General features: G+C 44.1%; 22 protein-coding genes and 1 tRNA gene. 19 read left to right on the forward strand and 4 right to left on the reverse strand.

The window, feature by feature from the left end; genetic code table 11:
* Positions 1-164 precede the first annotated feature (164 nt).
* Positions 165-2780: an ATP-dependent chaperone ClpB gene (gene clpB, locus RHH81_RS03830; RefSeq protein WP_206201140.1), complete on the forward strand. Its 2616-nt coding sequence runs from the start codon at positions 165-167 to the stop codon at positions 2778-2780.
* Positions 2781-2852: 72 nt separating this feature from the next.
* On the opposite strand, the gene RHH81_RS03835 is transcribed toward clpB, so the two are convergent.
* From RHH81_RS03835 to RHH81_RS03850, 4 genes are read right to left on the reverse strand one after another with little or no spacing between them, the layout of a single operon-like run.
* Complete coding sequence (locus tag RHH81_RS03835; protein WP_310743413.1) at positions 2853-3323, reverse strand: hypothetical protein; 471 nt, start codon at positions 3321-3323, stop codon at positions 2853-2855.
* 11 nt (positions 3324-3334) lie between these two features.
* Complete coding sequence (locus RHH81_RS03840; RefSeq protein WP_206201143.1) at positions 3335-3781, reverse strand: hypothetical protein; 447 nt, start codon at positions 3779-3781, stop codon at positions 3335-3337.
* A gap of 11 nt (positions 3782-3792) precedes the next feature.
* On the reverse strand, positions 3793-4185 hold the full coding sequence (locus RHH81_RS03845) for a hypothetical protein (protein ID WP_206201144.1): 393 nt from the start codon (positions 4183-4185) through the stop codon (positions 3793-3795).
* A gap of 30 nt (positions 4186-4215) precedes the next feature.
* Complete coding sequence (locus RHH81_RS03850) at positions 4216-4401, reverse strand: hypothetical protein (protein ID WP_206201145.1); 186 nt, start codon at positions 4399-4401, stop codon at positions 4216-4218.
* A gap of 315 nt (positions 4402-4716) precedes the next feature.
* On the opposite strand from RHH81_RS03850, the gene RHH81_RS03855 reads away from it, so the two are divergent.
* From RHH81_RS03855 to tviB, 18 genes are all read left to right on the forward strand, one after another.
* Entirely contained in the window at positions 4717-5967 is a 1251-nt protein-coding gene (locus RHH81_RS03855) for an MFS transporter (RefSeq protein WP_206201146.1), read from the forward strand.
* A gap of 9 nt (positions 5968-5976) precedes the next feature.
* Positions 5977-6726: a creatininase family protein gene (locus RHH81_RS03860; protein ID WP_310454400.1), complete on the forward strand. Its 750-nt coding sequence runs from the start codon at positions 5977-5979 to the stop codon at positions 6724-6726.
* On the forward strand, positions 6727-7623 hold the full coding sequence (locus RHH81_RS03865) for an alpha/beta fold hydrolase (protein WP_310743414.1): 897 nt from the start codon (positions 6727-6729) through the stop codon (positions 7621-7623).
* A gap of 26 nt (positions 7624-7649) precedes the next feature.
* Positions 7650-7723 (forward strand) — tRNA-Pro (locus RHH81_RS03870).
* A gap of 88 nt (positions 7724-7811) precedes the next feature.
* Complete coding sequence (locus RHH81_RS03875) at positions 7812-8789, forward strand: ATP-grasp domain-containing protein (RefSeq protein ID WP_310743415.1); 978 nt, start codon at positions 7812-7814, stop codon at positions 8787-8789.
* 22 nt (positions 8790-8811) lie between these two features.
* The gene (locus tag RHH81_RS03880; RefSeq protein WP_310743416.1) at positions 8812-9462 is read left to right on the forward strand and encodes an HAD hydrolase-like protein; all 651 of its coding nucleotides are present in this window, start codon (positions 8812-8814) and stop codon (positions 9460-9462) included.
* A 16-nt stretch (positions 9463-9478) separates the two neighbouring features.
* Positions 9479-10228 carry a bifunctional 2-polyprenyl-6-hydroxyphenol methylase/3-demethylubiquinol 3-O-methyltransferase UbiG gene (locus RHH81_RS03885; protein WP_302678905.1) on the forward strand — a complete coding sequence of 250 codons (750 nt, stop codon included), beginning with the start codon at positions 9479-9481 and terminating at the stop codon, positions 10226-10228.
* Positions 10229-10234: 6 nt separating this feature from the next.
* Entirely contained in the window at positions 10235-10660 is a 426-nt protein-coding gene (locus tag RHH81_RS03890) for an FdtA/QdtA family cupin domain-containing protein (protein WP_302678906.1), read from the forward strand.
* The gene (locus RHH81_RS03895; protein WP_149820169.1) at positions 10657-11766 is read left to right on the forward strand and encodes a DegT/DnrJ/EryC1/StrS aminotransferase family protein; all 1110 of its coding nucleotides are present in this window, start codon (positions 10657-10659) and stop codon (positions 11764-11766) included. The genes RHH81_RS03890 and RHH81_RS03895 overlap by 4 nt, the downstream gene beginning before the upstream one ends.
* On the forward strand, positions 11763-12818 hold the full coding sequence (locus tag RHH81_RS03900) for a glycosyltransferase (protein ID WP_302678907.1): 1056 nt from the start codon (positions 11763-11765) through the stop codon (positions 12816-12818). The genes RHH81_RS03895 and RHH81_RS03900 overlap by 4 nt, the downstream gene beginning before the upstream one ends.
* Before the next feature lie 167 nt (positions 12819-12985).
* A complete protein-coding gene (locus RHH81_RS03905) occupies positions 12986-13963 on the forward strand; it encodes a glycosyltransferase family 2 protein (protein ID WP_310743417.1) in 978 nt (325 codons plus the stop codon).
* Between the two features lie 2 nt (positions 13964-13965).
* Positions 13966-15069, forward strand: coding sequence for a glycosyltransferase (locus RHH81_RS03910; RefSeq protein ID WP_310743418.1), 1104 nt, complete (start codon positions 13966-13968; stop codon positions 15067-15069).
* Positions 15059-16273, forward strand: a complete 1215-nt coding sequence (locus RHH81_RS03915) for a glycosyltransferase (protein ID WP_310743419.1) — start codon at positions 15059-15061, stop codon at positions 16271-16273. Before RHH81_RS03910 ends, RHH81_RS03915 begins: the two co-directional genes overlap by 11 nt.
* Positions 16274-16277: 4 nt before the next feature.
* Positions 16278-17363 carry a glycosyltransferase family 4 protein gene (locus tag RHH81_RS03920; protein WP_310743420.1) on the forward strand — a complete coding sequence of 362 codons (1086 nt, stop codon included), beginning with the start codon at positions 16278-16280 and terminating at the stop codon, positions 17361-17363.
* Positions 17364-17368: 5 nt separating this feature from the next.
* Positions 17369-19327: an asparagine synthase (glutamine-hydrolyzing) gene (gene asnB / locus RHH81_RS03925; protein WP_310743421.1), complete on the forward strand. Its 1959-nt coding sequence runs from the start codon at positions 17369-17371 to the stop codon at positions 19325-19327.
* 71 nt (positions 19328-19398) lie between these two features.
* On the forward strand, positions 19399-20403 hold the full coding sequence (locus RHH81_RS03930; protein ID WP_310743422.1) for an EpsG family protein: 1005 nt from the start codon (positions 19399-19401) through the stop codon (positions 20401-20403).
* A 1-nt stretch (position 20404) separates the two neighbouring features.
* A complete protein-coding gene (locus RHH81_RS03935) occupies positions 20405-21559 on the forward strand; it encodes a glycosyltransferase family 4 protein (protein WP_302678915.1) in 1155 nt (384 codons plus the stop codon).
* A 69-nt stretch (positions 21560-21628) separates the two neighbouring features.
* A complete protein-coding gene (tviB, locus tag RHH81_RS03940) occupies positions 21629-22906 on the forward strand; it encodes a Vi polysaccharide biosynthesis UDP-N-acetylglucosamine C-6 dehydrogenase TviB (protein WP_206201605.1) in 1278 nt (425 codons plus the stop codon).
* The last annotated feature ends 15 nt before the right edge of the window (positions 22907-22921 follow it).

Here is a 22921-nt window from a genome sequence, read left to right on the forward strand (position 1 = left end):
AAGAATTTCTGTGCCTCCACAATCCTCTGCATAAAAGCTAGGCTAGAACTACTCTTGGGTGGCTAATTCTACCTGTAGAGTAGGGAAGTCCGAAAAAGCGTTTTTCTTGCAATTCATACAATATAAATAGTTAAAAACTGGAAAAAGGGGTCAAAGGGTCAGCTATGCAACCATCCAATCCAAATCAATTTACCGAAAAAGCATGGGCCGCGATCGCCCGCACACCAGATCTAGCCAAGCAGGCACAGCACCAGAATCTCGAAAGTGAACACCTGATGAAATCGCTGCTCGAGCAAGAGGGTCTAGCGACACAAATTTTCCAAAAAGCTGGCTGTTCGGTGCAGCGCATTCGCGATCTCACCGATGAATTCATTAACCGTCAGCCGAAAATCAGTAATCCCAGTGGCGTCTATCTAGGACAGAGCCTTGACAAGCTCCTCGATCGCGCCGAAGAGGCACGCAAACAGTTTGGCGATGAGTTTATCTCGATTGAGCACTTGGTATTGGCCTTTGCCCAAGACGATCGCTTTGGCAAAAAACTTCTTCAGGAGGTCGGCCTGAGCGAAAAAGCCCTACGGGAAGCGATTCAGCAAATTCGCGGCTCCCAAAAAGTGACGGATCAAAACCCAGAGGGCAAATATGCGGCGCTGGAAAAATATGGCCGTGATCTGACGCTCTTGGCTCGTCAAGGGAAACTGGATCCCGTCATTGGCCGTGATGATGAAATTCGCCGTGTGATTCAGATTCTTTCCCGCCGTACCAAAAATAACCCAGTGCTCATTGGTGAACCCGGCGTTGGTAAAACCGCCATTGCTGAAGGCTTGGCACAGCGGATTGTGGCGGGGGATGTGCCTGATTCCCTGCGCGATCGCCAGTTGATTGCTCTCGACATGGGTGCCTTGATTGCCGGTGCCAAGTATCGCGGTGAATTTGAAGAGCGCCTCAAAGCAGTTCTCAAGGAGGTCACCGACTCCAACGGCCAAATCATCCTCTTTATTGATGAAATCCACACTGTCGTTGGTGCCGGGGCAACCCAAGGGGCGATGGATGCCGGCAACCTGCTCAAACCGATGTTGGCGCGGGGGGAACTGCGCTGTATTGGTGCCACCACCCTTGATGAGTACCGCAAGTACATTGAAAAGGATGCAGCCTTAGAGCGGCGCTTCCAGCAGGTCTATGTGGATCAGCCCAGCGTTGAGGACACGATCTCGATTTTGCGGGGTCTCAAGGAACGCTATGAGATCCACCATGGCGTGAAAATTTCCGATACCGCCTTGGTGGCAGCAGCTACGCTCTCAACCCGCTACATTAGCGATCGCTTCTTGCCCGATAAAGCCATTGACTTGGTCGATGAAGCCGCCGCGAAACTGAAAATGGAGATTACCTCCAAGCCGGAGGAACTGGATGAGATTGACCGCAAAATCCTGCAGCTGGAAATGGAGCGGCTCTCCTTGCAAAAAGAAACCTCGGCAGCTTCGCGCGATCGCCTTGAGAAACTGGAAAAAGAGCTAGCGGATCTCAAGGAGGAGCAAAGCCGCCTCAATGCCCAGTGGCAAGCAGAAAAAGAGGTCATTGACCGTCTCCAAGCCATCAAAGAAGAAATCGAAAAAGTCAACATCGAGATCCAGCAAGCGGAGCGCAACTACGACCTCAACCGTGCCGCTGAACTGAAGTACGGCAAACTCACAGAACTCCACAAACAACTGGCGGCAGCCGAAGCCAAACTGCGGGAGATTCAAGTGGGGGGTCGCTCTCTGCTGCGGGATGAAGTGACCGAGGCCGACATTGCTGAAATCATCTCCAAGTGGACGGGCATCCCTGTCAGCAAACTGGTGGAGTCGGAAGCCCAAAAACTGCTGCACCTCGAAGAAGAGCTGCACAAGCGGGTTGTCGGTCAAGATGAGGCCGTCACCGCAGTGGCAGAAGCCATTCAGCGCTCCCGTGCCGGACTAGCGGATCCCAACCGTCCCATTGCCAGCTTCATCTTCCTTGGGCCAACGGGTGTCGGTAAAACGGAATTGGCCAAAGCCTTGGCGGCCTTCATGTTCGACACCGAAGAGGCGATGGTGCGGATTGACATGTCGGAGTACATGGAGAAACACGCCGTATCGCGGTTAATTGGGGCGCCCCCCGGTTATGTGGGCTATGACGAAGGCGGTCAACTCACAGAAGCCATTCGCCGCCGTCCCTATGCCGTGGTTCTCTTCGATGAGATCGAGAAAGCCCATCCCGATGTCTTCAACGTGTTCCTGCAAATTCTCGATGATGGCCGCGTCACTGATGCCCAAGGGCGGACGGTGGACTTCAAGAACACCATCATCATCATGACCAGCAACATTGGTTCTCAGTACATCCTTGATGTGGCCGGCGATGACAGCCGCTACGGGGAAATGTACAATCGCGTCATGGAGGCAATGCGCGCCCACTTCCGCCCTGAATTCCTCAACCGCGTGGATGAATTTATCATCTTCCACAGCCTGCGCAAGGATCAATTGCGGCAAATTGTTCAATTGCAGGTGCAGCGGTTGCAGCAACGCTTGAGCGATCGCCACATTACCTTGTCCCTCACAGAGAAGGCGATCGACTTTTTGGCCGAAGTGGGTTACGACCCCGTCTATGGTGCCCGTCCGCTGAAACGTGCCATCCAGAAACAACTGGAAACCCCGATTGCCAAAGCTATCCTGCGGGGCGAGTTCTTCGATGGCGACACGATTCTGGTGGATGTGGGCGAAAACGAACGCCTCAACTTCCGGCGTCAAGCGGAACTGGCAACTGTTTAGGTGCAACTAAAACTGATTCAAGAGGGTTGGGTTGGGACTTTCCCCTCAGCCCTCTTTTTTTGACCAAGCGTTTTAGTAGCCTCGGTCAAACAGGGTAATCTTGGCCAATAGTCCCGCCACCATCAAAAAGAGCGCCACCAGTAGTGCCCAAAGGCGGTTTTCCGTTGAACCTTGACGCTTCCCTAAGTCCACTAACTGCTCGCGATTGGTTTGCACTTCCAAGCGCACTGCCTCGATTTTGGCTTCTATAGTGTTGAATTTCTCGTCAATCGTGTTAAACTTCTCGTCAAATTTTGCTTCTAGCGTGTTCAGCTTCTCTTCAAACTTGGCTTCTAGTGTGTTGAACTTTTCTTCAAATCTGACTTCTATAGCATTCAATTTCTCATCTACTATCTGGAACTTTTGATCAATCGTATTGAATTTCTCACGGATTTCCGCGTGACCGACTTTCACCTCAAGGGTAAGTTCCGCCAGTTGCGACTGCATGGCTTTCATGGTCTCGAGGACTTCTGTCAGTTGCGATTGGGTGACGGGTTCACTCATGCTGCTCATCCTTAGACTTGGTCAAACAGGGTAATCTTGGCCAATAGTCCCGCCACCATCAAAAAGAGCGCCACTAGCAGTGCCCAAAGGCGGTTTTCCGTTGAACCTTGACGCTTCCCTAAGTCCACTAACTGCTCGCGATTGGTTTGCACTTCCAAGCGCACTGCCTCGATTTTGGCTTCTATGGTGTTGAATTTCTCGTCAATCGTGTTAAACTTCTCGTCAAATTTTGCTTCTAGCGTGTTCAGCTTCTCTTCAAACTTGGCTTCCAGCGTGTTCAGTTTCTCTTCAAACTTGGCCTCCAGAGTCTGGAATTTTTGATCAATCGTATTGAATTTCTCACGGATTTCCGCTTGACCCACTTTCACCTCAAGGGTGAGTTCTGCGAGTTGCGACTGCATGGCCTTCATGGTCTCGAGGACTTCTGCGAATTGAGACTGGGTGACGGGTTCACTCATGCTGCTCATCCTTAGACTTGGTCAAACAGGGTAATCTTGGCCAATAGTCCCGCCACCATCAAAAAGAGCGCCACTAGTAGTGCCCAAAGGCGGTTTTCCGTTGAACCTTGACGCTTCCCTAAGTCCACTAACTGCTCGCGATTGGTTTGTACTTCCAAGCGTACTGCCTCGATTTTGGCTTCTATGGTGTTGAATTTCTCATCAAATTTTGCTTCCAGCGTGTTCAGTTTCTCTTCAAACTTGGCCTCCAGAGTCTGGAATTTTTGATCAATCGTGTTAAATTTCTCACGGATTTCCGCTTGACCGACTTTCACCTCAAGGGTAAGTTCCGCCAGTTGCGACTGCATGGCCTTCATGGTCTCGAGGACTTCTGTCAGTTGCGATTGGGTGACGGGTTCACTCATGGGTGGAGTTCAAGGGGACTTAAGTTTATTCTAGAGTGACCCAGCAATTTCCGTTTTTAACGTCTCCATAAATGCCGAATAATTTTGGTGGTTGGCTGGGAAGCCGAGTTCTAGCCAAGTCTGGGGTAATGTGTCTGCAATAAACTGACGTGCTTCAGTACCATCGTTAGGCTGGCGATCGCCCCCTTGGTATTTCCCAATTGCTCCTCCAGCCAAGCCAGATTGGGACGATGATTTAGTTCTGCTTCTAAAACGATAATTTCTTATTGGCAGAAAATTAAATGGTTATTAACTCTCAGATGGTAGGGTGTTATATGCTACACAGGCAAGGGTAATTTTTGGTATTTTTACTTCCTCCTATCTGGTGATTTTTGCGACCTGTACTCCTCAGAATGCCCAAAACGAACCTCAAGGGATACAGAGACAGGGCAAACGCCGGCAAGGGTCTGACGGTATATTGGATTCAGACTGCCAGCCCCAATCTTTGGTAACGGTGAGGAAACTTGTGTTCATGGTCAGTGAGCAACAGCAATGGTAAGTTCTGGTCCCAAGCCCCGTCCAGAAGGGTTTGCTGCTCTGATGCGGAACAAGAATTTCCTCAAGTTATGGGGCGGTCAAATCATCTCCCAACTGGCGGACAAAATTTTTCTCGTCCTCCTAATTACACTGGCGGTTTCCTACGACGCCAGCTATGAACTGCCCGGCTCTAAGGCCTCAGCCGTAATGATTGCCAATACCCTACCAGCGGTCTTCTTTGGTTCAACGGCGGGCACCTTTGTGGATCGCTACCCCAAGCGGGAGCTAATGAGTATTACCAATATTTTGCGCGGGCTACTGGTTTTTGCTCTGATCTTTATTCCGAAGCGGTTTACGCTGCTGCTCCTGATTGCCTTTTCTGAGTCCATTCTTACGCAATTCTTTGCCCCGGCAGAACAGGCGGCGATTCCCCTGCTAGTGAAGGAGGAAAATCTGCTCTCGGCGAATGCCCTCTTTATCACAACAATGATGGGGTCACTCGTAGTGGGGTTTGCCATCGGTGAGCCATTGCTGAGTGGTGCTGTGGCCATAGGGGGTGTCTATGCCCGTGAAGTCGTTGTCGGTGTGCTGTACGTTATGGCGGGATTGGTTTTAGCCTCGATTCGCTACCGAGAAGCAGTTCATGAGCGCGATCGCCACCTCAATGTATGGCAGGACTTGCAGGAGGGGTTTCACTACGTGCGCAAAAATCGCCTCTTGGGGAATGCCATGCTCCAGTTAACGATCCTCTATTGTGTCTTTGCCGCCTTGACGGTGTTGGCCGTCAGTTTAGCCCAAGAAATTGGCCTGCGTCCCAATCAGTTTGGCTTTCTCTTGGCCGCCGCAGGGTTGGGGTTAATTTTAGGGGCGGGGGTTTTGGGCCAATGGGGGGAAAAATTGCATCATCGACCCCTGCCTTTGATTGGCTTTTTGGTGATGGCAGCTGTCCTACTGGTCTTTGCTTTTGTGCATCATCTGTGGGTGGGTCTGGGCTTAAGTATTTTGCTGGGAATGGGGGCATCTTTAATTGGTATTCCCATGCAGACCCTCATTCAAGTTCGGACGCCGGCGACGATGCGGGGTAAGGTCTTTGGCTTCCAAAATAACATTGTCAATATTGCCCTCAGTGTGCCCTTGGCGATCGCCGGGATTCTTTCGGACTTCCTTGGCCTCACAGTGGTCATGGTGGGGATGGGGGGCGTGGTGGCGATCGCGGGCATTTGGGCATGGCGGAATACACGAGCCGTTCTTGAGGATGCGATTTAGGAGACAGGAATGCCCCTACTACACTTGAGTACTTGGCCAGAGGTCGAAGCCTATCTCAACACTTCCAAGGGGATGATTATTCCCATTGGCTCCACGGAGCAGCATGGCCCTATGGGTCTCATTGGTACTGATGCCCTCTGTGCCGAGGCGATCGCCAAAGGGGTAGGAGAAGCAACTCATGCCCTTGTTGCCCCGACAATTTCCGTGGGCATGGCCTTACACCATACGGCTTTCCCCGGCACGATTAGTTTGCGTCCTAGTACCTTGATTTTCGTCATTCGCGACTATTTGGTGAGCTTGGTACGGGCAGGCTTTCAACGCTTCTTTTTCATTAATGGTCATGGCGGCAATATCGCGACAGTGAAGGCGGCCTTTGCGGAAACCTATGCAGTCTTAGCCGATTTGCACATTCCCGAGGCGGATCAGGTGCGCTGTGAGTTGGCCAACTGGTTTATGTGTTCCTCAGTGATGCAGCTGGCGCGGGAATTGTATGGCGATCGCGAGGGTTCCCATGCCACCCCCAGTGAAGTGGCGGTGACCCAATTTCTCTATCCAGAGGCCATTAAACGCGTTCCCCTCAATCCCGAAGTCAACACCAGTCATGCCATCTACGGTGCCGCAGATTTTCGCCGCCGCTATCCCGATGGTCGTATGGGGGCAGATTCCAGTTTGGCCACCCCTGAGCATGGACAGCAATTCTATGAGCGGGCTGTTCAGGAGTTGAGCGATCGCTACCGTCAATTTCTGCAAGCCGACTAAATGACTTTCTCTCTCCCAGCTCAAACGTGGCATTGGCACGGTTACCCGATTCTCTATCGGCATCAAGGGACTCAGGGCATCCCCCTACTCCTGATTCACGGCTTTGGTGCCTCTAGCTTGCATTGGCGCAAAAACATCCCTGCCCTCGCAGCTCACCATCAAGTCTATGCCATTGATTTACTGGGCTTTGGTGGCTCCGCCAAACCCGCTCCCTCGGTCATCCCCTATACATTTGAGACGTGGGCAACCTTGGTTCTAGACTTTTGCCGCGAGGTCATTGGTCAGCCCACGGTTTTAATCGGCAACTCCATTGGCTGCGTCGTTGCTTTACAGGCCGCTGTTTTCCAGCCTGCATGGGTCAGTCAACTGATCCTGCTGAACTGCTCTTTGCGTCAGCTCCACGATCGCAAGCGATCGCAACTCCCTTGGTACCGCCGTTGGGGAACCAGCCTACTCCAGCAACTTTTAGGCAATCGCACCCTTGGCACCTACTTTTTCCGCCAAATTGCCCAACCCCGTACTGTGCGCCGTATTCTCCACCAAGCCTATGCCAACACTGCCGCCGTCACCGATGAACTGGTAGAGATATTACTCACCCCTGCCCAAGACGTGGGGGCTGCCGAGGTCTTCTTAGCCTTTGTTCGCTATTCCCAAGGTCCCTTACCCGAAGACCTGCTACCCCAGATTACCTGCCCCACCTATTTTCTGTGGGGTGCCGCCGACCCTTGGGAACCCATTGATGAAGGGCAGAAGCTAGCTCAATTTCCCTGTGTGCAGGAATTTGTCGCCTTACCAGAGGTGGGCCATTGCCCTCAAGATGAAGCACCTGAGCAGGTGAATGCCCACAGTCTGAAATGGTTGCGCAAAATTTCCGTCAGCAGCTACGATGTTCTCTGAACTCGTGTTATACTGGTAAAGCTTAACGGGGCGTAGCGCAGCTTGGTAGCGCACCACTTTGGGGTAGTGGGGGTCGTGGGTTCAAATCCCGCCGCTCCGATTATTCAGTAAGAAAAATCCAGCTTGGCGATGTTAGTGTATGATAACCGTGTGCTAGTGGTCTGCTTTGATTCTATCTCGGGAATTAAATGGTGACTCAAGGAACTATTACTATAGCTGTTGGCTCCAGTGGCTCAGCGACTGGATATACGGTCGTCCAATCTCTGAAACAAACTTGGGGTCAAAGAGGATGCAAGATTATCGCTTGTGATATAAATCCGAGGTACTTAGTTGCAGCCGCATCAATTTCTGATTCCTACATACAGCTACCTTCAGCTTTTGAGGATAAGTTTGCAATTCAAACAGTTGAACTGCTCAAATCTAATAATGTTAATTATTTTTATCCAATTCATGATCAGGAAATATGTGCGACTGCTTCTGCAAAAAAGCTTTTTGAAGAGTTTGGGATAACTATACTTTGTGCATCACCACAAGCTGTAAAATCATGTACTGACAAGTTGGAATCAAGTAAAATATTATCTTCAGTTAATCTAAATAGTCCCACAACTTATTTACTATCAGAAAATACGAGTTTTTTTGGAAAATCAATCGTCAAAGAAAGGTATGGAAATGGTAGCCAATTCATAGAAATTATTAATGATAAAGATCAGCTAGAGCATGTGATCAAAAAAATACTTCCAAGTCATCGTCAGTATATTATTCAAGAGTGGATAGATGAGCCAGAAATTACTATTGATGCCTTTGTTATCCCAGACCAGTATTTTGTAAAAACACTTTGTCGAAAACGTGTTGAAATTAAGAGTGGCATAACTACGAAGGGATATATTTTCTATGATGAAAATTATTCAAAAATTGCTCTAAGTATTGCAGAAGCTTTTCAGTTATTTGGTTCCTTTTGTTTTCAAGTTAGGGGTCATGATAACTATGTTATAGATGTCAACCCAAGAATTGGAGGAGCTACAGCGATGTCTATTGCTCTTGGTTTAGACTTTCCATCTGCTCATGTTGCCTATTTTTTAGGTGAAGACCCAGCTTATTATTTTACTGACATAAAAAAAACTTGCTTTGTAACACGTTCTTATCGTGAACATATTTCGTATCTCTGAGATAGAATACAATAAGTAAGTTATGAATGGTTCAAAAATAATTGCAATTGACTTAGATGGAACAATAATCAATTGTTATCCTCGCCAAGCTGCTGTCACAGAATATATTTTTAATGAACTAGGAATAAATAATATTGACTTTCAGGTTATTTGGGAGCATAAAAGATCTGGTCTTTCTACAGTTGAAGTCTTAAAGTCTTACTTCCCTGAAATCAATCCAAAAATTATTAAATCTTTTACTCTTAGATGGCTAGAATTAATAGAAGAACCTTATTGGATAACTTTTGATCAACTTTTCCCATGGTCTCAATCTATCCTAGAAAATCTAAACTCAATAGGCTTTAATTTAGTACTCTTGACTGCACGGCAGCGACCTGAAAATGTCTTTAATTTTCTAACAAATCATGGAATTCATAATTTATTTTCCCAAGTACATATCGTTTCACCCCAAAAAGCAACTGAGCAAAAAGCAGACTTATTGCTTCAAGTAAACCCACTATGTCACTGTGGAGATACTGAGACAGATGCCTTAGCTGCTGAGAAAGCAAATGTAAGATTTATAGGGGTTTCTTGTGGACAAAGATCAAAATATTTCTTAGAACGCTATACTAGCGTAGTAATCCTAGATAATATCAGTGAATTGCCAAAATTTATAATTAACTTTAGTCGTTAACTTGAGGAGATTAATGATGAGTCACGAAGAAATCAACCAACCACCTATTACAGAAATTGATCGCCTTGACAATGTCGCATCTGATAGCTGGTACACTCTTCCGACTGCTATAGCAACGATTGAGTACTCTTACCAAGTTTTTCGGAGGTATTTTCCTCAACCTTTGAATCGTATTTTGGAGATAGGCCCTGCGGAAGGAATAATGACGCAGTTACTAATCAATGATGGAGTAAAACCTGATATATTAGAGGGCTCTACGATTTTTGCTGAAAATTTGCGTCAGCAGTTTCCTGACTTACAGATATACAACTCACTCATTGAAAACTTTCAGCCTGCCTGCTTTTATGATGTGATTATCTTGGGGCACGTCTTGGAACATGTCGATGATCCAGTTCTAATCTTAAGTACGATCCGAAACTGGCTAGTTCCCAAGACAGGTGTTATTCTGGCTGCTGTTCCCAATGCTCGCTCAATTCATCGTCAGGCAGCAGTTGTGATGGGATTGATTCCACACGAGGAAACTATGAGTGAAAAGGACATTCATCATGGCCATCGTCGGATTTATACACCAGAAACCTTTCGGCGTGATTTTACTCTTGCTGGGTTGAGTATCGAATTTTTTGGTGGCTACTGGCTCAAGCCTCTCTCTGATCGACAACTAGAAGAAAGTTGGACGCCAGAGATGTTACGTGCCTTTATGAAGCTAGGTGAGAGGTATCCCGATATTGCCGCTGAATTGGTAATTGTTGCTAAAAAAGAGCAGTAGCTGATTATGCTTGGCCACATAGATAACTGTCGGATTATTCAACTCCCCAAAATTACGGATCCAAGGGGTAATCTGACCTTTATTGAGGGAGAGCGTCATATTCCCTTCAAAATCGAGCGGGTGTACTACCTCTATGATGTTCCCGGCGGTGCCGATCGCGGTGCCCATGCCCACAAGGCGCTGCATCAATTTGTGGTGGCCATGTCTGGTAGTTTTGATGTTGTCCTCGATGATGGCGATCGCAAGCAGCGTTATCACCTGAACCGCTCCTACTTTGGCCTGTATATTTGCCCAATGATGTGGCGATACCTCGATAACTTCTCCTCGGGTGCCGTGTGTATGGTTTTAGCCTCTGCCCCCTATGATGAAAGCGATTACATCCGCAACTACGACGAATTCCTAGCCCTTGCTCAGAAGCGCTCAATGCCATGACAACGATTCCCTTTCTTGACTTGAGGGCGGCCTACCGCGAACTCAAAGCGGAAATTGATGCTGCCGTTGCCCGTGTGCTTGACTCCGGCTGGTACATCCTTGGTGCAGAGGTAGAAGCCTTTGAAGCTGAATGGGCTGCTTACTGCGGTGCCAATTATGCCATTGGTGTTGGTAATGGTTTAGATGCTCTTGTGCTTGCTTTGCGGGCAATGGGGGTGACCCATGGAGACGAAGTCATTGTTCCCAGCAACACCTATATCGCCACTTGGCTAGCCGTCAGTCAGTGCGGAGCTATTCCTGTGCCAGTGGAGCCTGATCTCCATACCTACAATATTGATCCCCTCAAGATTGAAGCGGCGATCACTGCCAACACCAAAGTGATTCTACCCGTCCATCTCTATGGTCAACCGGCTGATCTTGACCCAATCCTAGAGATTGCTCGCCATTATCAGCTCTGGGTACTCGAAGACGCTGCTCAGGCTCATGGTGCACGCTACAAAGGGAAGCGAATTGGTGCCCACGGGGATGCTGTCGCATGGAGCTTTTACCCCGGCAAGAACTTGGGTGCCCTTGGGGATGCGGGGGCTATAACGACCAATAACCCCGAGTTGAGCGATCGCATTCGTATGTTGCGGAACTATGGCTCACGGGTTAAGTATGTAAATGAAGTGCAAGGGGTCAACAGTCGCCTCGATCCTTTACAGGCCGCGATCCTACGGGTGAAATTGCAGTACCTCGATGAATGGAACCAGCGCCGCCAAAAACTAGCCCAACTCTACCTCACAGAACTGCAAGGGACTTCCGTAATACTCCCCTTTGTTCCCCCTTGGGCAGAGCCAGTGTGGCATCTCTTTGTGATTCGCACTCCCCAGCGCCAGACTCTTCAGGAAAACCTGCACGCCGCAGGCATTGGTACCCTAATTCACTACCCCATTCCCCCTCACCGTCAGGCCGCCTATGCCAATCTCGATGTCAGCCAAAAATCCTTCGCGATCGCGGAACGATTTGCCCAAGAAGTGCTAAGCTTACCGATAAGTCCTCACCACTCGATTGAGCAACTCCAAACTATTAGCCAGTTCATAGCTAGCCTTGAGTCCCCCCTATGAGTAGCCAAGATAAGCCACTGGTCACTTTCGCCGTATTTGCTTATAACCAAGAGCAATTTATTCGCGAAGCGATTGAAGGCGCCTTTAGTCAGACCTATGAGCCATTAGAAATTATTCTTTCCGATGACTGCTCTAGCGATCGCACCTTTGAAATTATGCAGGAAATGGCAGCCAACTATCGTGGCAAACATCAAGTCAGAGCGCGGCGAAACCCCCATAACACTGGCACATTAGATCACTTATTGATAGTAGCAAAAGAAGCCAAAGGTCAACTATTAGTTGTTGCTGCTGGCGATGATGTTTCTTTACCTCACCGCACAGAAACTTTAGTTAATCACTGGATTAAAAACCTATGCCATGCCTTATGCTCTGGCTACAATGAAATTGATGATGAAGGTAACTTGATTGCTGAAAATAAAAGAATTCAATATATAGAACACATACAATCTTATTATCGAAATTGCTTAAAGCCTAAGAGATTTGAAAATCAAAAGGTTAGAACAATACGTGGAGCTTCAGCAGCTTATGATATACGAATAATTCAAAAATTACCACTAAGTAACCAGAATATCCTATATGAAGATTTATTTATGTCACATATTATTAATCTTGAAGGAGGAAGTATTGAATGGATACAAATACCATTAATTAACTATAGAGCTAGCTCATTATCTATTTGTAACTTCAGAGGGACGAAGGAAATAAATTATAAATATAAATTTGTAAGTTATAGAGAACTCATCTATATGGAGAAAAAAATTATGTTTTCTAATCAAGCTCTTCTAAAAATCTACGATTACCTATTTGATTTCATTAATTACTATGGGTATCCAGATTCTAGTCAATTTATAGAGAATGTCAAAGCGGATCCACATTTTCGCTTAATGTCTTTTCAAGTCAGATATGGAACACTCAATTTTTTTCAAAGAATCGGACAACTATTTAAGATTTCCCGATTCATTGAATTCAAGTTCTCTATAGCTAGGTTATTTGGTATCTACCCTTTATGTTTTCTTAAAAGCCTAGCTTCATTGATCCACAAATTTAGTTAAAAACCTAAAGCTAGGCTTTAGCTTATACATCCTTATGCCAGCTCTTTGTAACATAGAGATATGACTCTAACAATTTCAAAATCAATCAGAACAATTTTGGGCAATGATCATCCCATAGTAAGATTCTTGAGATTCATTAAGAGCATCTATAAAACTCTAGATTAATTATGACAATGCGTATCTCAATTGCAATGGCCACCTATAATGGCGAGAAGTATCTTCAGGAGCAGCTAGATAGTTTCTTGAGTCAGACTCGCTTACCTGATGAACTAGTTATTTCAGATGATTGCTCAACAGATAGTACAATGCAAATTCTACACGATTTTGCTAAGAATGCACCATTTGAAGTAAAAATATATCAAAATGAGCACAATCTAGGTTATTCACGTAACTTTGAAAATGCGCTAAAACTAACTTCTGGGGATATTATATTTCTCAGTGATCAGGATGATATATGGTTTTCTGAAAAGATAGAATTCATTATCAACTTTGCTCAGCAAAATACTGAATATCTACTCTACATGAATGATGCTGAAATCTGTTTGGCAGATGGAAATTCTACAAAATTAACTCAGCTAGGGCAAATACTATCACTAGGTTTTTCAGAAAAAGAATTTCCAACTGGTTGCTGTATGGCTATTAGAAGGCATTTAAAATATCTTGCCTTGCCAATACCGAAATTTCACGCCCATGATACTTGGCTGAATAGATTATCTAATATATTAGAAGTTAAAAAAGTAATCCCCTCTGTTTTACAACTTTACAGACGGCATGGAGAAAATACCTCTAATTGGATAGCCAGTCGGATAAAAAAACAGACACCTTTTGACTTAATTATTCATAAACTGAAATATAATGGCGACCCAAGCTTAGAGCTTGATCAACTCAATAGTGAGCTAGATGCCTTAGCTGCAATCATAGACTCCCCATTAATTACTGACTCCATGAGGGAGAAAATTAATCGAGAAATATCTAGAGTTAAAGTCAAGAAGTTAATAAGAAGGAAAAGGTTGAAAATTCAAGCAATGCCCCATATTTATAGGATAAGATATGTTATAAAATTACTAGCATCAGGACATTACAAGTATTATTCAGGTTGGCAAAGTGCTATAAAAGATTTGTTTTTTTTAAAATTAATTAGTTAAACATGGTTAAGAAGGTATCAATACTTTTACCCGATTTACGATGTGGTGGAGTAGAGAATGTCCGTCTCCGGCTAGCTAGACAATTTATAAGACGAGGTTATCAAGTTGAGTTCCTACTTCTTGTAAAACAAGGTGAGCTACTTCAGGAAGTTCAGTCTCTATGTGTAGTTCAATCCTTAAATAAACATAAAATATCTGAATCTGTCTTTAAGCTTGTTGAGTACTTAAAAGCTAAAAATCCATCTGTTCTCTTAAGCGCTATGTGGCCATTAACAGTAATTGCTCCCTTTTCTAAAAAATTAGCTCAGTCTAATGTAAGAGTGGTGATTTCTGAACACGTTACTCTAACCAATCAGTACAAAGATAAGGGCATAGTAACCAACTCACAGCTTCGTCTTTCAACAATGATTGGCTACCGTTTAGCAGATGCTTGTATTGCAGTGTCACAAGGTGTAGCTCAAGATATGTCTCAAATTGCAAAGATTCCACTTAATAAAATTAATGTTATCAACAATCCCGGACGCTTACTGATTGAGCCTAGTAAAGATGAGCTAAATGTAGTTGATCAGATGTGGGGAGTTCCTAAAAAATACAGAGTCCTAAGCGTAGGCAATCTAAAACAACAAAAAAATCACGCACTCCTCTTGAAAGCATTTGCCCAATTACCCTTTACAGATAGTCGCTTAATGCTAGTTGGCAAAGGTCATTTGGAAGAGAGTCTAAGAGCGTTAGCACATCAACTAGGCATTAGCGATCGCGTCATTTTTGCGGGTTTTCATCCGAATCCCGCTGTATTTTATAAAACGGCTGATCTATTTGTTCTCTCCTCTAACTATGAGGGATTTGTTAATGTCATCGTAGAAGCACTATCCTGTGGGCTACCTGTTGTCTCTACCGATTGTCCGAGTAGTCCGCGTGAGATTCTAGCTGATGGCAAATATGGTACACTGGTTCCTGTCGGCGATGTCAATGCCTTAGCCAAAGCCATGACTGAAGCCCTAATGAGTGCACCAGAACCTGAATTCCTAAAGCAACGAGCGGCTGACTTCTCGGTTGAAAAGATTGCCCAGCAGTATCTTAATGTAATGTTTCCCCATGAGCAGTAATGTACTCTACATTACCTATGATGGTTTGCTAGAGCCACTTGGCCAATCCCAAGTATTGCGCTACCTTGAAAAGCTAAGCGATAGTTACACTATCTACCTCATTAGTTTTGAGAAGGCTAAAGATTGGCAGAATGTTCTTGAGCGCCAGAGAATTCAGAAGAAAGTTCACTCCCATCAAATTCATTGGATTCATTTAAAGTACCATAAATCTCCCTCTGCTCTGGCGACAACCTATGACTTGTTTCAAGGAATTACAGTAGCTTTATTTATTGCTGTTACAAGAAGGATTAAAATTGTCCATGCTCGCAGCTATGTTCCTTCTGTAATTGCCTTAGTCCTCAAAAAGTTACTACGCACTAAATTTATTTTTGACATGCGTGGCTTTTGGGCAGATGAGCGAGTTGATGGGGGTATTTGGCCTGCAAACAGTCAACTTTATCACTTGGCAAAATGGTTTGAAAAGCAATTTTTGCTCAATGCAGATCATACTGTATCACTCACAGAAGCAGCCATTTCTGAAATCAGCAAGTTTGAATATTTGCAAAACAAAAAGCTAAATTTTTCCTGCATTAGAACCTGCACAGATTTAGATATTTTCTCACCTGAAAATGAATCAGTAAATAATCATAAGCAAACGAATAATCTAGTAATTGGCTATATTGGCTCTATAAGTAATTGGTATTTATTCTCTGACGTACTTAAATTTATCTATTTTCTATATTCTATTGATAAAGACTTGGTCTCTAAATTTATCATTGTGACACGAACTGATCATCAAATAGTTCGTGAAATTATTAATCAAAGTAAAGTAAATTTGTTATCTATTGAAATTACTAGCTCTGACTATCAGAGTATTTCAGATATAATCAGGCAAATGAACTTAGGAATTTTTTTTAGGAAGCCAGCTTACTCTAATCTTGCTTGCGCCCCTACCAGATTGGGTGAATTTCTCGCCTGTGGCATCCCATGTGTAACCAATGATGGAGTTGGGGATATGACTCAGATCATTGAGCAAGAAAAAGTTGGGGTTATCTTAAGAAGTTTTGATGAATCCGCTATGCGTAAAGCCGCTGAAGAGATTTTAGAATTACTACAAGACGAACACTTGAGCCAACGATGTCGTGCAGCAGCCATTAAGTATTTCTCTCTTGAAGAAGGCGTAAAGGACTATCAAAATATTTATCAACAACTAGTAAATGAATAAAATAATGAATGTTTTGTTTTTGACTAGATACGATCGCGATGGTGCTAGTAGCCGCTATCGTTTCTTTCAATACATTAATTACTTAAAAGAAAGAGGGTTTAATTGTGAAATACTGCCCTTACTGAATCAGCAATATCTTCACCACCTTTATACTGGAGATTATAGAAAATATATTCACGCTCTAAAAGGTATATTTAACCGCTTAATTAAGCTATTGAGACTTAATCACTACAACTTAGTTATTCTTGAAAAGGAAATATTTCCTTATATGCCTTTCTTTATCGAGAATTATTTCATTCCGAACGTCCCGATTGTTGTTGATTATGATGATGCCATTTTCCATCAATATGACCAGCACAAAAACAAAATTATCAAATCCTTACTCTCTAGTAAGATTGCCTCCATCATGAATTCAGCGACTTTAGTGACTGCTGGCAATAACTATATTGCTGAGTATGCCCGCAATACAGGTGCGAGATGGGTTGAGGTCTTACCTACTGTTGTTGATCTTTCTAAATATACCTTTGTTCAAAATAAAATTAACACAGAGCTGTCTCGCCTCAAAATTGTCTGGATTGGTACACCTAAAACCCAAAAGTATTTACTTCATATTGCTTCAGTACTGACTCGTTTATCTCAAATTTATAAAATTCAGTTAATCGCGATCGGTACCCATAATCTTCACTTGCCAAAAACTGAAGTTATCTCTGTTCCATGGTCAGAAGAAACAGAAGCTCAAGACATTGCCCAGTGCGATATTGGCATTATGCCCCTTCCTGATGAGCTTTGGGAGCGCGGTAAGTGTGGCCTCAAATTAATTCAGTATATGGCTTGCGGGTTACCTGTTGTTGCTTCTCCTGTCGGAGCCAATCTTGATATTGTTCAGCATGGCGTCCATGGCTTTTTAGCTTCTACAAATGAAGAATGGGCAACTGCCCTTGAAACCTTAATTCAAAATGCTGACTTGCGCACTAGGATGGGTCTTGCAGGCCGTCGCCGAGTTGAGCAGCACTACGCTCTTCAAGTGACAGCACCCAAATTGGCGCATCTGCTAGAGTCTGTAGTAGCCAAAGCTCAAGGAGTCCTCTAAGGCTTATGTGTGGCCTAGTTGGTTTTCTCAACGCTGCCTTTTTAGGTGACTGGGCAGCAACTATCCGCAAGATGAATGGCACCCTTTCCCATCGCGGCCCTGATGATGAGGGAGTCTGGATAGATGAGGCGGCAGGTATCGCCCTAGGCCACCGTCGTCTAGCAATTCTTGATCTTTCCCCCGCAGGACATCAGCCGATGGCTTCTGCGTGTGGCCGTTATGTCCTCGTCTTTAATGGTGAAATTTACAACCACCTTGAACTGCGTCAGGAGTTAACAGCGCTTGGTGCAGCCCCCCCTTGGCGCGGACATTCCGATACCGAGACGCTACTGGCGGCTTTTAGCCATTGGGGCGTGACCACAGCCCTAGAAAAGCTAGTTGGCATGTTTGCCCTTGCCCTCTGGGATCGCAAGACTCGTACATTAACCCTAGCTAGGGATCGCATTGGTGAAAAGCCCCTCTACTACGGTTGGGTCAATGGAGCCTTGGTTTTTGCCTCAGAACTCAAAGCGATTCGGGCTTACCCAGCCTTTGCTAACTTGATTAATCGCGATGCCTTAGCGCTGTATTTCCGCTACAGTTGGATTCCGGCTCCCTACAGCATCTATGAACATATCTGGAAGTTACCAGCAGGTACCTATCTCCAGTGGTCTGCTGAATCTCTCAGACCCAACATTCAAGGGACACCTCAAGCTTACTGGTCACTGCAAACCGTTATTGAAAAAGGGCTGACTCACACCTTTCAGGGGACAGAAGCAGATGCCGCTACTGAATTAGAGTATCTCCTGCGGCAGAGTTTGCAAGGGCAACTGTTGGCAGATGTTCCCTTAGGGGCTTTTCTATCGGGGGGAGTAGATTCTTCAACCGTTGTAGCCTTAATGCAAAGCCTTTCTTCCCAGCCCGTTAAAACATTTAGCATTGGCTTCTATGAAGACGCCTATAACGAAGCCCAATATGCTAAAGCAGTTGCCCAACACTTGGGTACCGATCACACTGAATATTACCTTACAGGTCAAGAGGCGCGGGATGTCATTCCCAAACTTACCCACCTTTACGACGAACCCTTTGCTGATTCCTCTCAAATCCCTACCCATCTTGTGTCAATGATTGCGCGCCAAGAGGTGACAGTTGCCTTGTCCGGTGATGGGGGGGATGAACTATTTGGCGGATACGTGCGGTACCTTTTGACCCCTGCGATTTTGGGAAAAATAGAACGCTTGCCGAAACCAGTGCGCCGCACCCTTGCATCTTTGCTGAAAAAACTATCCCCTAGACAATGGGATCAGCTTTTTGGGGGACTTAGTATCTTTCTGCCTCAGAATTTAAGATATACAACCATAGGGGATAAAATCGCTAAGCTGGCTAAGCTCTGTGAAATGACCTCTGACAAAGAAGTCTATCTTTCTTTTCTATCACTGATTGATTTACCTTCCCAGTTCGTCCTTAATAGTCAAGAACCATTATTAATCCAAGAAAAGCTTGACCAACTGAGCCATCAACTGCCTTTTGAATCCTATATGATGGCACTTGATCTTTTGACATATCTTCCCGATGATATCCTTGTCAAGGTCGATCGCGCCGCCATGGGAGTGAGTCTTGAGACCCGTATTCCTTTTCTAGATCATCGAATTGTTGAGTTTGCTTGGACACTCCCCCTTGACATGAAAATCAGACAGCGGCAGGGCAAGCAGGTACTCCGTAAACTTTTGTATCGCTATGTCCCGCCGCCTTTGATTGAACGCCCTAAAATGGGGTTTGGTATTCCCCTAGCTCAGTGGTTGCGTTCTGAACTGCGAGACTGGGGAGCAACTTTGTTGAACCCAAACCGTCTTCAGCAGGAGGGCTACCTACACCCTGACCTTGTTTGGCAATACTGGCAGGAGCATCAAACAGGAAAACGCAACTGGGCAGGACAACTATGGGAAGTATTAATGTTTCAGTCATGGTTAGAGCGCTGTTTCTGAATATCTAGCCCTAGCATATGTTTCCCTATTTCTTTGTTTTCTTACTCACGCTAACACCATCGGTTATAGAAATGCCGAAGTGGTATTGGGTATTTCTTTTTAGTATTTATGTCGCTTTTATTGGTCTGAGATTTGAAGTTGGTGGAGACTGGTTGACGTATATAGATATATTAGAAGCTTCTAGATATCAGCCATGGGTAGGCTTTGAAGCCCTACTTGGTGACCCTGCCTATCACTGGATTAATAAGATTGCTGCTGCCCTTAATCAGGAAATTTATTTTGTAAACTTATGTGTTGCAGTGATTTACACAAGCTGTTTATTTGCTTTTTGTCAAAAACTGAAAAATCCTTACTTGGGTTTAACAGTTGCTTTCCCATACTTAACGACTGTTGTAGCAATGGGCTATACTCGCCAAGCAGGAGCGATCGCTTTAGAGCTACTAGCGTTAATGGCATTAGAATCCAATAAAAAAATAAATTCAATTCTGTTTTTTATTTTGGCATTACTGTTTCATAAGACAGCAATATTTCTGATATTAGTGCCGATATTAATGTTTTTATTTGACTCACTAAAAACAGGAAAAATAATTAATATTCTACTTGTGTCAGCATTATTATTGATAGCTCTATCTGGTGCAATTGCGATTACTAGCATCAGCGATAAATTTTTAGTTCACTATATCGGAGCAGGAATGTCATCTTCAGGTGCTTTAATTCGACTATCCATGAATCTCTTACCTGCAACTATTTTTTTAATCGAATACTATACAGGGCATAATTTCTTTAGAACTTCTTCAAAAGTTTATCTTGCTTTATCTTGGCTAGTTATTTTTTCTTTTGCACTCTTGCTAACAGGTTCTTCAACTGCTGCCGATCGCCTTGCGCTGTACCTAATACCTATTCAGATCTATGTTCTAGGAAATCTGCCCTACCTCTTTCTCATTCAAAGCCGAGAAATATTTTATCGATGGATGCTTCTAGTACTTGGTTACAGTTTTTTAGTATTATGGGTATGGCTGCAATTTGCTGATCATGCTTTCGCGTGGTTACCCTATCGCATGTATCCTTTTATTTAAGATGGCAATCAAAGATCACTATGGAATACCCAAGCTAGATGGGTTGTCATTGATATTGCTTTGCAACAATGCTCAGATGTTAATTAATTTCAGAAGAGATTTGATTTTAGAGTTAATTCATACAGGTGCTGAGGTTCATTGTTTAGCTCCAGATTATACAGAAGCAGAAATTTCAAAACTAAGTGAAATAGGTGCCATATGTCATCATTTTTACCTTGTTCGTAATGGCATGAATCCTTGTCAAGAAATTAAATCTCTCTTCTCTATTATTAAAACAATAAAAAAAATTAATGCTGATAGTCTCTTGGCTATTAGCTCGAAGCCAATTATTTGGGGATTACTAGCCTCGAGATTTGTTGGTATAAAATTCCGCTCTGCATTATTCACGGGCTTAGGTTATGCATTTACTCCTGACCATCAATTAAAATCAAAAAAATTGAAGATCATTCTCATTTTTTTATACAGGATATGCTTACCTATTGCGGATAAAATTATCTTTCAAAATAAAGATGACTGTCATGAAATTACTCAAGCATGTGGCCTAAATCCTTGTAAAACTTTAATCATTAAAGGGACAGGCGTTAATCTTCAAGAATGGTCGTATTGCGAGCCTTTTTCTCGTCCATTAACATTTACTTTAGTTGCAAGATTACTCATTGAAAAAGGAGTATTAGAGTTTTTAGAGGCATCTAAATACTTAAAAGCTCTGTATCCTCAAGTTCGATTTTGGTTAATTGGTGGACTAGATAGCAATCCGGGGAGCTTATCTGAAGCACAAATTAAGGAATTTACAGAGCTTGGTATAGTTGAGTGGTTTGGCTTTGTTAATATCAAAGAGTATCTACCCAGTACTAGTGTGTTTGTCTTACCTTCCTACCGTGAGGGTGTTCCCCGCAGTACGCAAGAAGCAATGGCTATGGGTCGACCAGTGATTACTACGGACGTGCCAGGCTGCCGTGAAACGGTTATTGACGGCTATAATGGTTACCTTATTCCGCCTCGGGATGTGAATGCCTTGATAACTGCAATGCGGAAATTTATTGAACAACCTAGTTTGATTCCTTCAATGGGGTATCATAGCTATCAAATGGCTTTGGACTTATTTGATGTCAAAAAGATTAATGCTCAATACCTCAAATTGCTCAGTTCATGTTAGTTTTATTAGGATATTGCAACTCTTTTCAAAAAAGTGAAAGATGCCGAAATTAGCGAAGGTGAGTGCATGATGCTTAATTTTTCTGATACTTTTAAGATTGCTGTGATTGGCTTAGGTTATGTTGGTCTTCCTTTGGCCGTTGAATTTGGCAAGAAGTACTATACTATTGGTTATGATGTTAATAGCCAACGTATCGCTGAACTTAAGCAGGGATATGACAGAACAGGAGAAGTCAGTGACACTGATTTGCAAGCGTGTTCCTTGCTAATGTACACAACCTATCTCGAAGATTTAAGAAAATGTAATATTTTTATTATTTCTGTTCCCACTCCAATAGATTATTACAAAGTTCCAGATCTTGAACCTTTAAGAAAAGCTTCCAAGAGTGTTGGTCAGATTTTATCACCTCAGTCTATAGTTATCTACGAATCTACTGTTTATCCGGGTGTAACAGAAGAAGTTTGTGTTCCCATCCTTGAGCAGGAATCCAAACTAAAATTTAATCAAGATTTTTTTGTTGGTTATAGCCCTGAACGAATAAATCCGGGGGATCATAATCATCGTCTAACCACAATTAAAAAAGTTACCTCTGGTTCAACACCTGAAGTTGCTGATTTAGTTGATCGCCTATATGCATCAATTATTCCAGCGGGAACACACAAGGCAAGCTCGATTAGAGTGGCCGAAGCGGCAAAAGTAATTGAAAATATTCAACGAGACATTAATATTGCTTTTGTGAATGAGCTATCTATTATTTTTCACCTATTGGGCATTGATACAGAAGAAGTGTTAGCTGCTGCAAGCACAAAATGGAATTTCTTGCCCTTTCGTCCGGGATTGGTCGGTGGCCACTGTATTGGTGTTGATCCCTACTATCTAACTTACAAAGCAGCAGCTTGCAATTATCACCCTGAACTGATTCTGGCTGGTCGCCGTATCAACGATAACATGGGCTTTTATGTAGCAGCGCAATTTCTGAAGTTACTCGTCAAAAAGGGAATTGACTTACCTAATGCTCGTGTACTTGTTATGGGACTAACCTTTAAGGAAAATTGCCCCGATTTACGCAACACACGTGTCGTTGACATTATCAAAGAACTGCAAAGTTATGGCCTAGGGGTTGATATTTACGATCCTTGGGTAGATCCCCAACAGGCCAAGAGAGAATATGGAATTTCCCTTATTGAAGAGTTATCTCATCAGTGGGACGGAATCATTATTGCTGTTGCCCACCAGCAGTTTCATGAAATGGGTAGTACTGGCATTCGTGCTCTCTTGAAAACACCGGGAGTTCTTTATGATGTGAAGTGGGTATTATCGAAGGAAGATGTGGACGGCCGCCTTTAGCTACTTTTTGTCATT

It is taken from the genome of Thermosynechococcus sp. PKX95 (genome assembly GCF_031583295.1).
In the GTDB taxonomy this organism is placed as follows: domain Bacteria; phylum Cyanobacteriota; class Cyanobacteriia; order Thermosynechococcales; family Thermosynechococcaceae; genus Thermosynechococcus.

Coding starts and splice junctions, on each gene's coding strand:
- RHH81_RS03900 (WP_302678907.1), top strand. CDS start 11,763: ATGAGTAGCCAAGATAAGCCACTGGTCACTTTCGCCGTATTTGCTTAT.
- RHH81_RS03880 (WP_310743416.1), top strand. CDS start 8,812: ATGAATGGTTCAAAAATAATTGCAATTGACTTAGATGGAACAATAATC.
- RHH81_RS03860 (WP_310454400.1), top strand. CDS start 5,977: ATGCCCCTACTACACTTGAGTACTTGGCCAGAGGTCGAAGCCTATCTC.
- clpB (WP_206201140.1), top strand. CDS start 165: ATGCAACCATCCAATCCAAATCAATTTACCGAAAAAGCATGGGCCGCG.
- RHH81_RS03935 (WP_302678915.1), top strand. CDS start 20,405: ATGGCAATCAAAGATCACTATGGAATACCCAAGCTAGATGGGTTGTCA.
- RHH81_RS03855 (WP_206201146.1), top strand. CDS start 4,717: ATGGTAAGTTCTGGTCCCAAGCCCCGTCCAGAAGGGTTTGCTGCTCTG.
- RHH81_RS03865 (WP_310743414.1), top strand. CDS start 6,727: ATGACTTTCTCTCTCCCAGCTCAAACGTGGCATTGGCACGGTTACCCG.
- RHH81_RS03885 (WP_302678905.1), top strand. CDS start 9,479: ATGAGTCACGAAGAAATCAACCAACCACCTATTACAGAAATTGATCGC.
- RHH81_RS03915 (WP_310743419.1), top strand. CDS start 15,059: ATGAGCAGTAATGTACTCTACATTACCTATGATGGTTTGCTAGAGCCA.
- RHH81_RS03910 (WP_310743418.1), top strand. CDS start 13,966: ATGGTTAAGAAGGTATCAATACTTTTACCCGATTTACGATGTGGTGGA.
- RHH81_RS03875 (WP_310743415.1), top strand. CDS start 7,812: ATGGTGACTCAAGGAACTATTACTATAGCTGTTGGCTCCAGTGGCTCA.
- RHH81_RS03895 (WP_149820169.1), top strand. CDS start 10,657: ATGACAACGATTCCCTTTCTTGACTTGAGGGCGGCCTACCGCGAACTC.
- RHH81_RS03835 (WP_310743413.1), bottom strand. CDS start 3,323: ATGAGTGAACCCGTCACCCAATCGCAACTGACAGAAGTCCTCGAGACC.
- RHH81_RS03890 (WP_302678906.1), top strand. CDS start 10,235: ATGCTTGGCCACATAGATAACTGTCGGATTATTCAACTCCCCAAAATT.
- tviB (WP_206201605.1), top strand. CDS start 21,629: ATGCTTAATTTTTCTGATACTTTTAAGATTGCTGTGATTGGCTTAGGT.
- RHH81_RS03840 (WP_206201143.1), bottom strand. CDS start 3,781: ATGAGTGAACCCGTCACCCAGTCTCAATTCGCAGAAGTCCTCGAGACC.
- asnB (WP_310743421.1), top strand. CDS start 17,369: ATGTGTGGCCTAGTTGGTTTTCTCAACGCTGCCTTTTTAGGTGACTGG.
- RHH81_RS03930 (WP_310743422.1), top strand. CDS start 19,399: ATGCCGAAGTGGTATTGGGTATTTCTTTTTAGTATTTATGTCGCTTTT.
- RHH81_RS03920 (WP_310743420.1), top strand. CDS start 16,278: ATGAATGTTTTGTTTTTGACTAGATACGATCGCGATGGTGCTAGTAGC.
- RHH81_RS03905 (WP_310743417.1), top strand. CDS start 12,986: ATGACAATGCGTATCTCAATTGCAATGGCCACCTATAATGGCGAGAAG.
- RHH81_RS03845 (WP_206201144.1), bottom strand. CDS start 4,185: ATGAGTGAACCCGTCACCCAATCGCAACTGACAGAAGTCCTCGAGACC.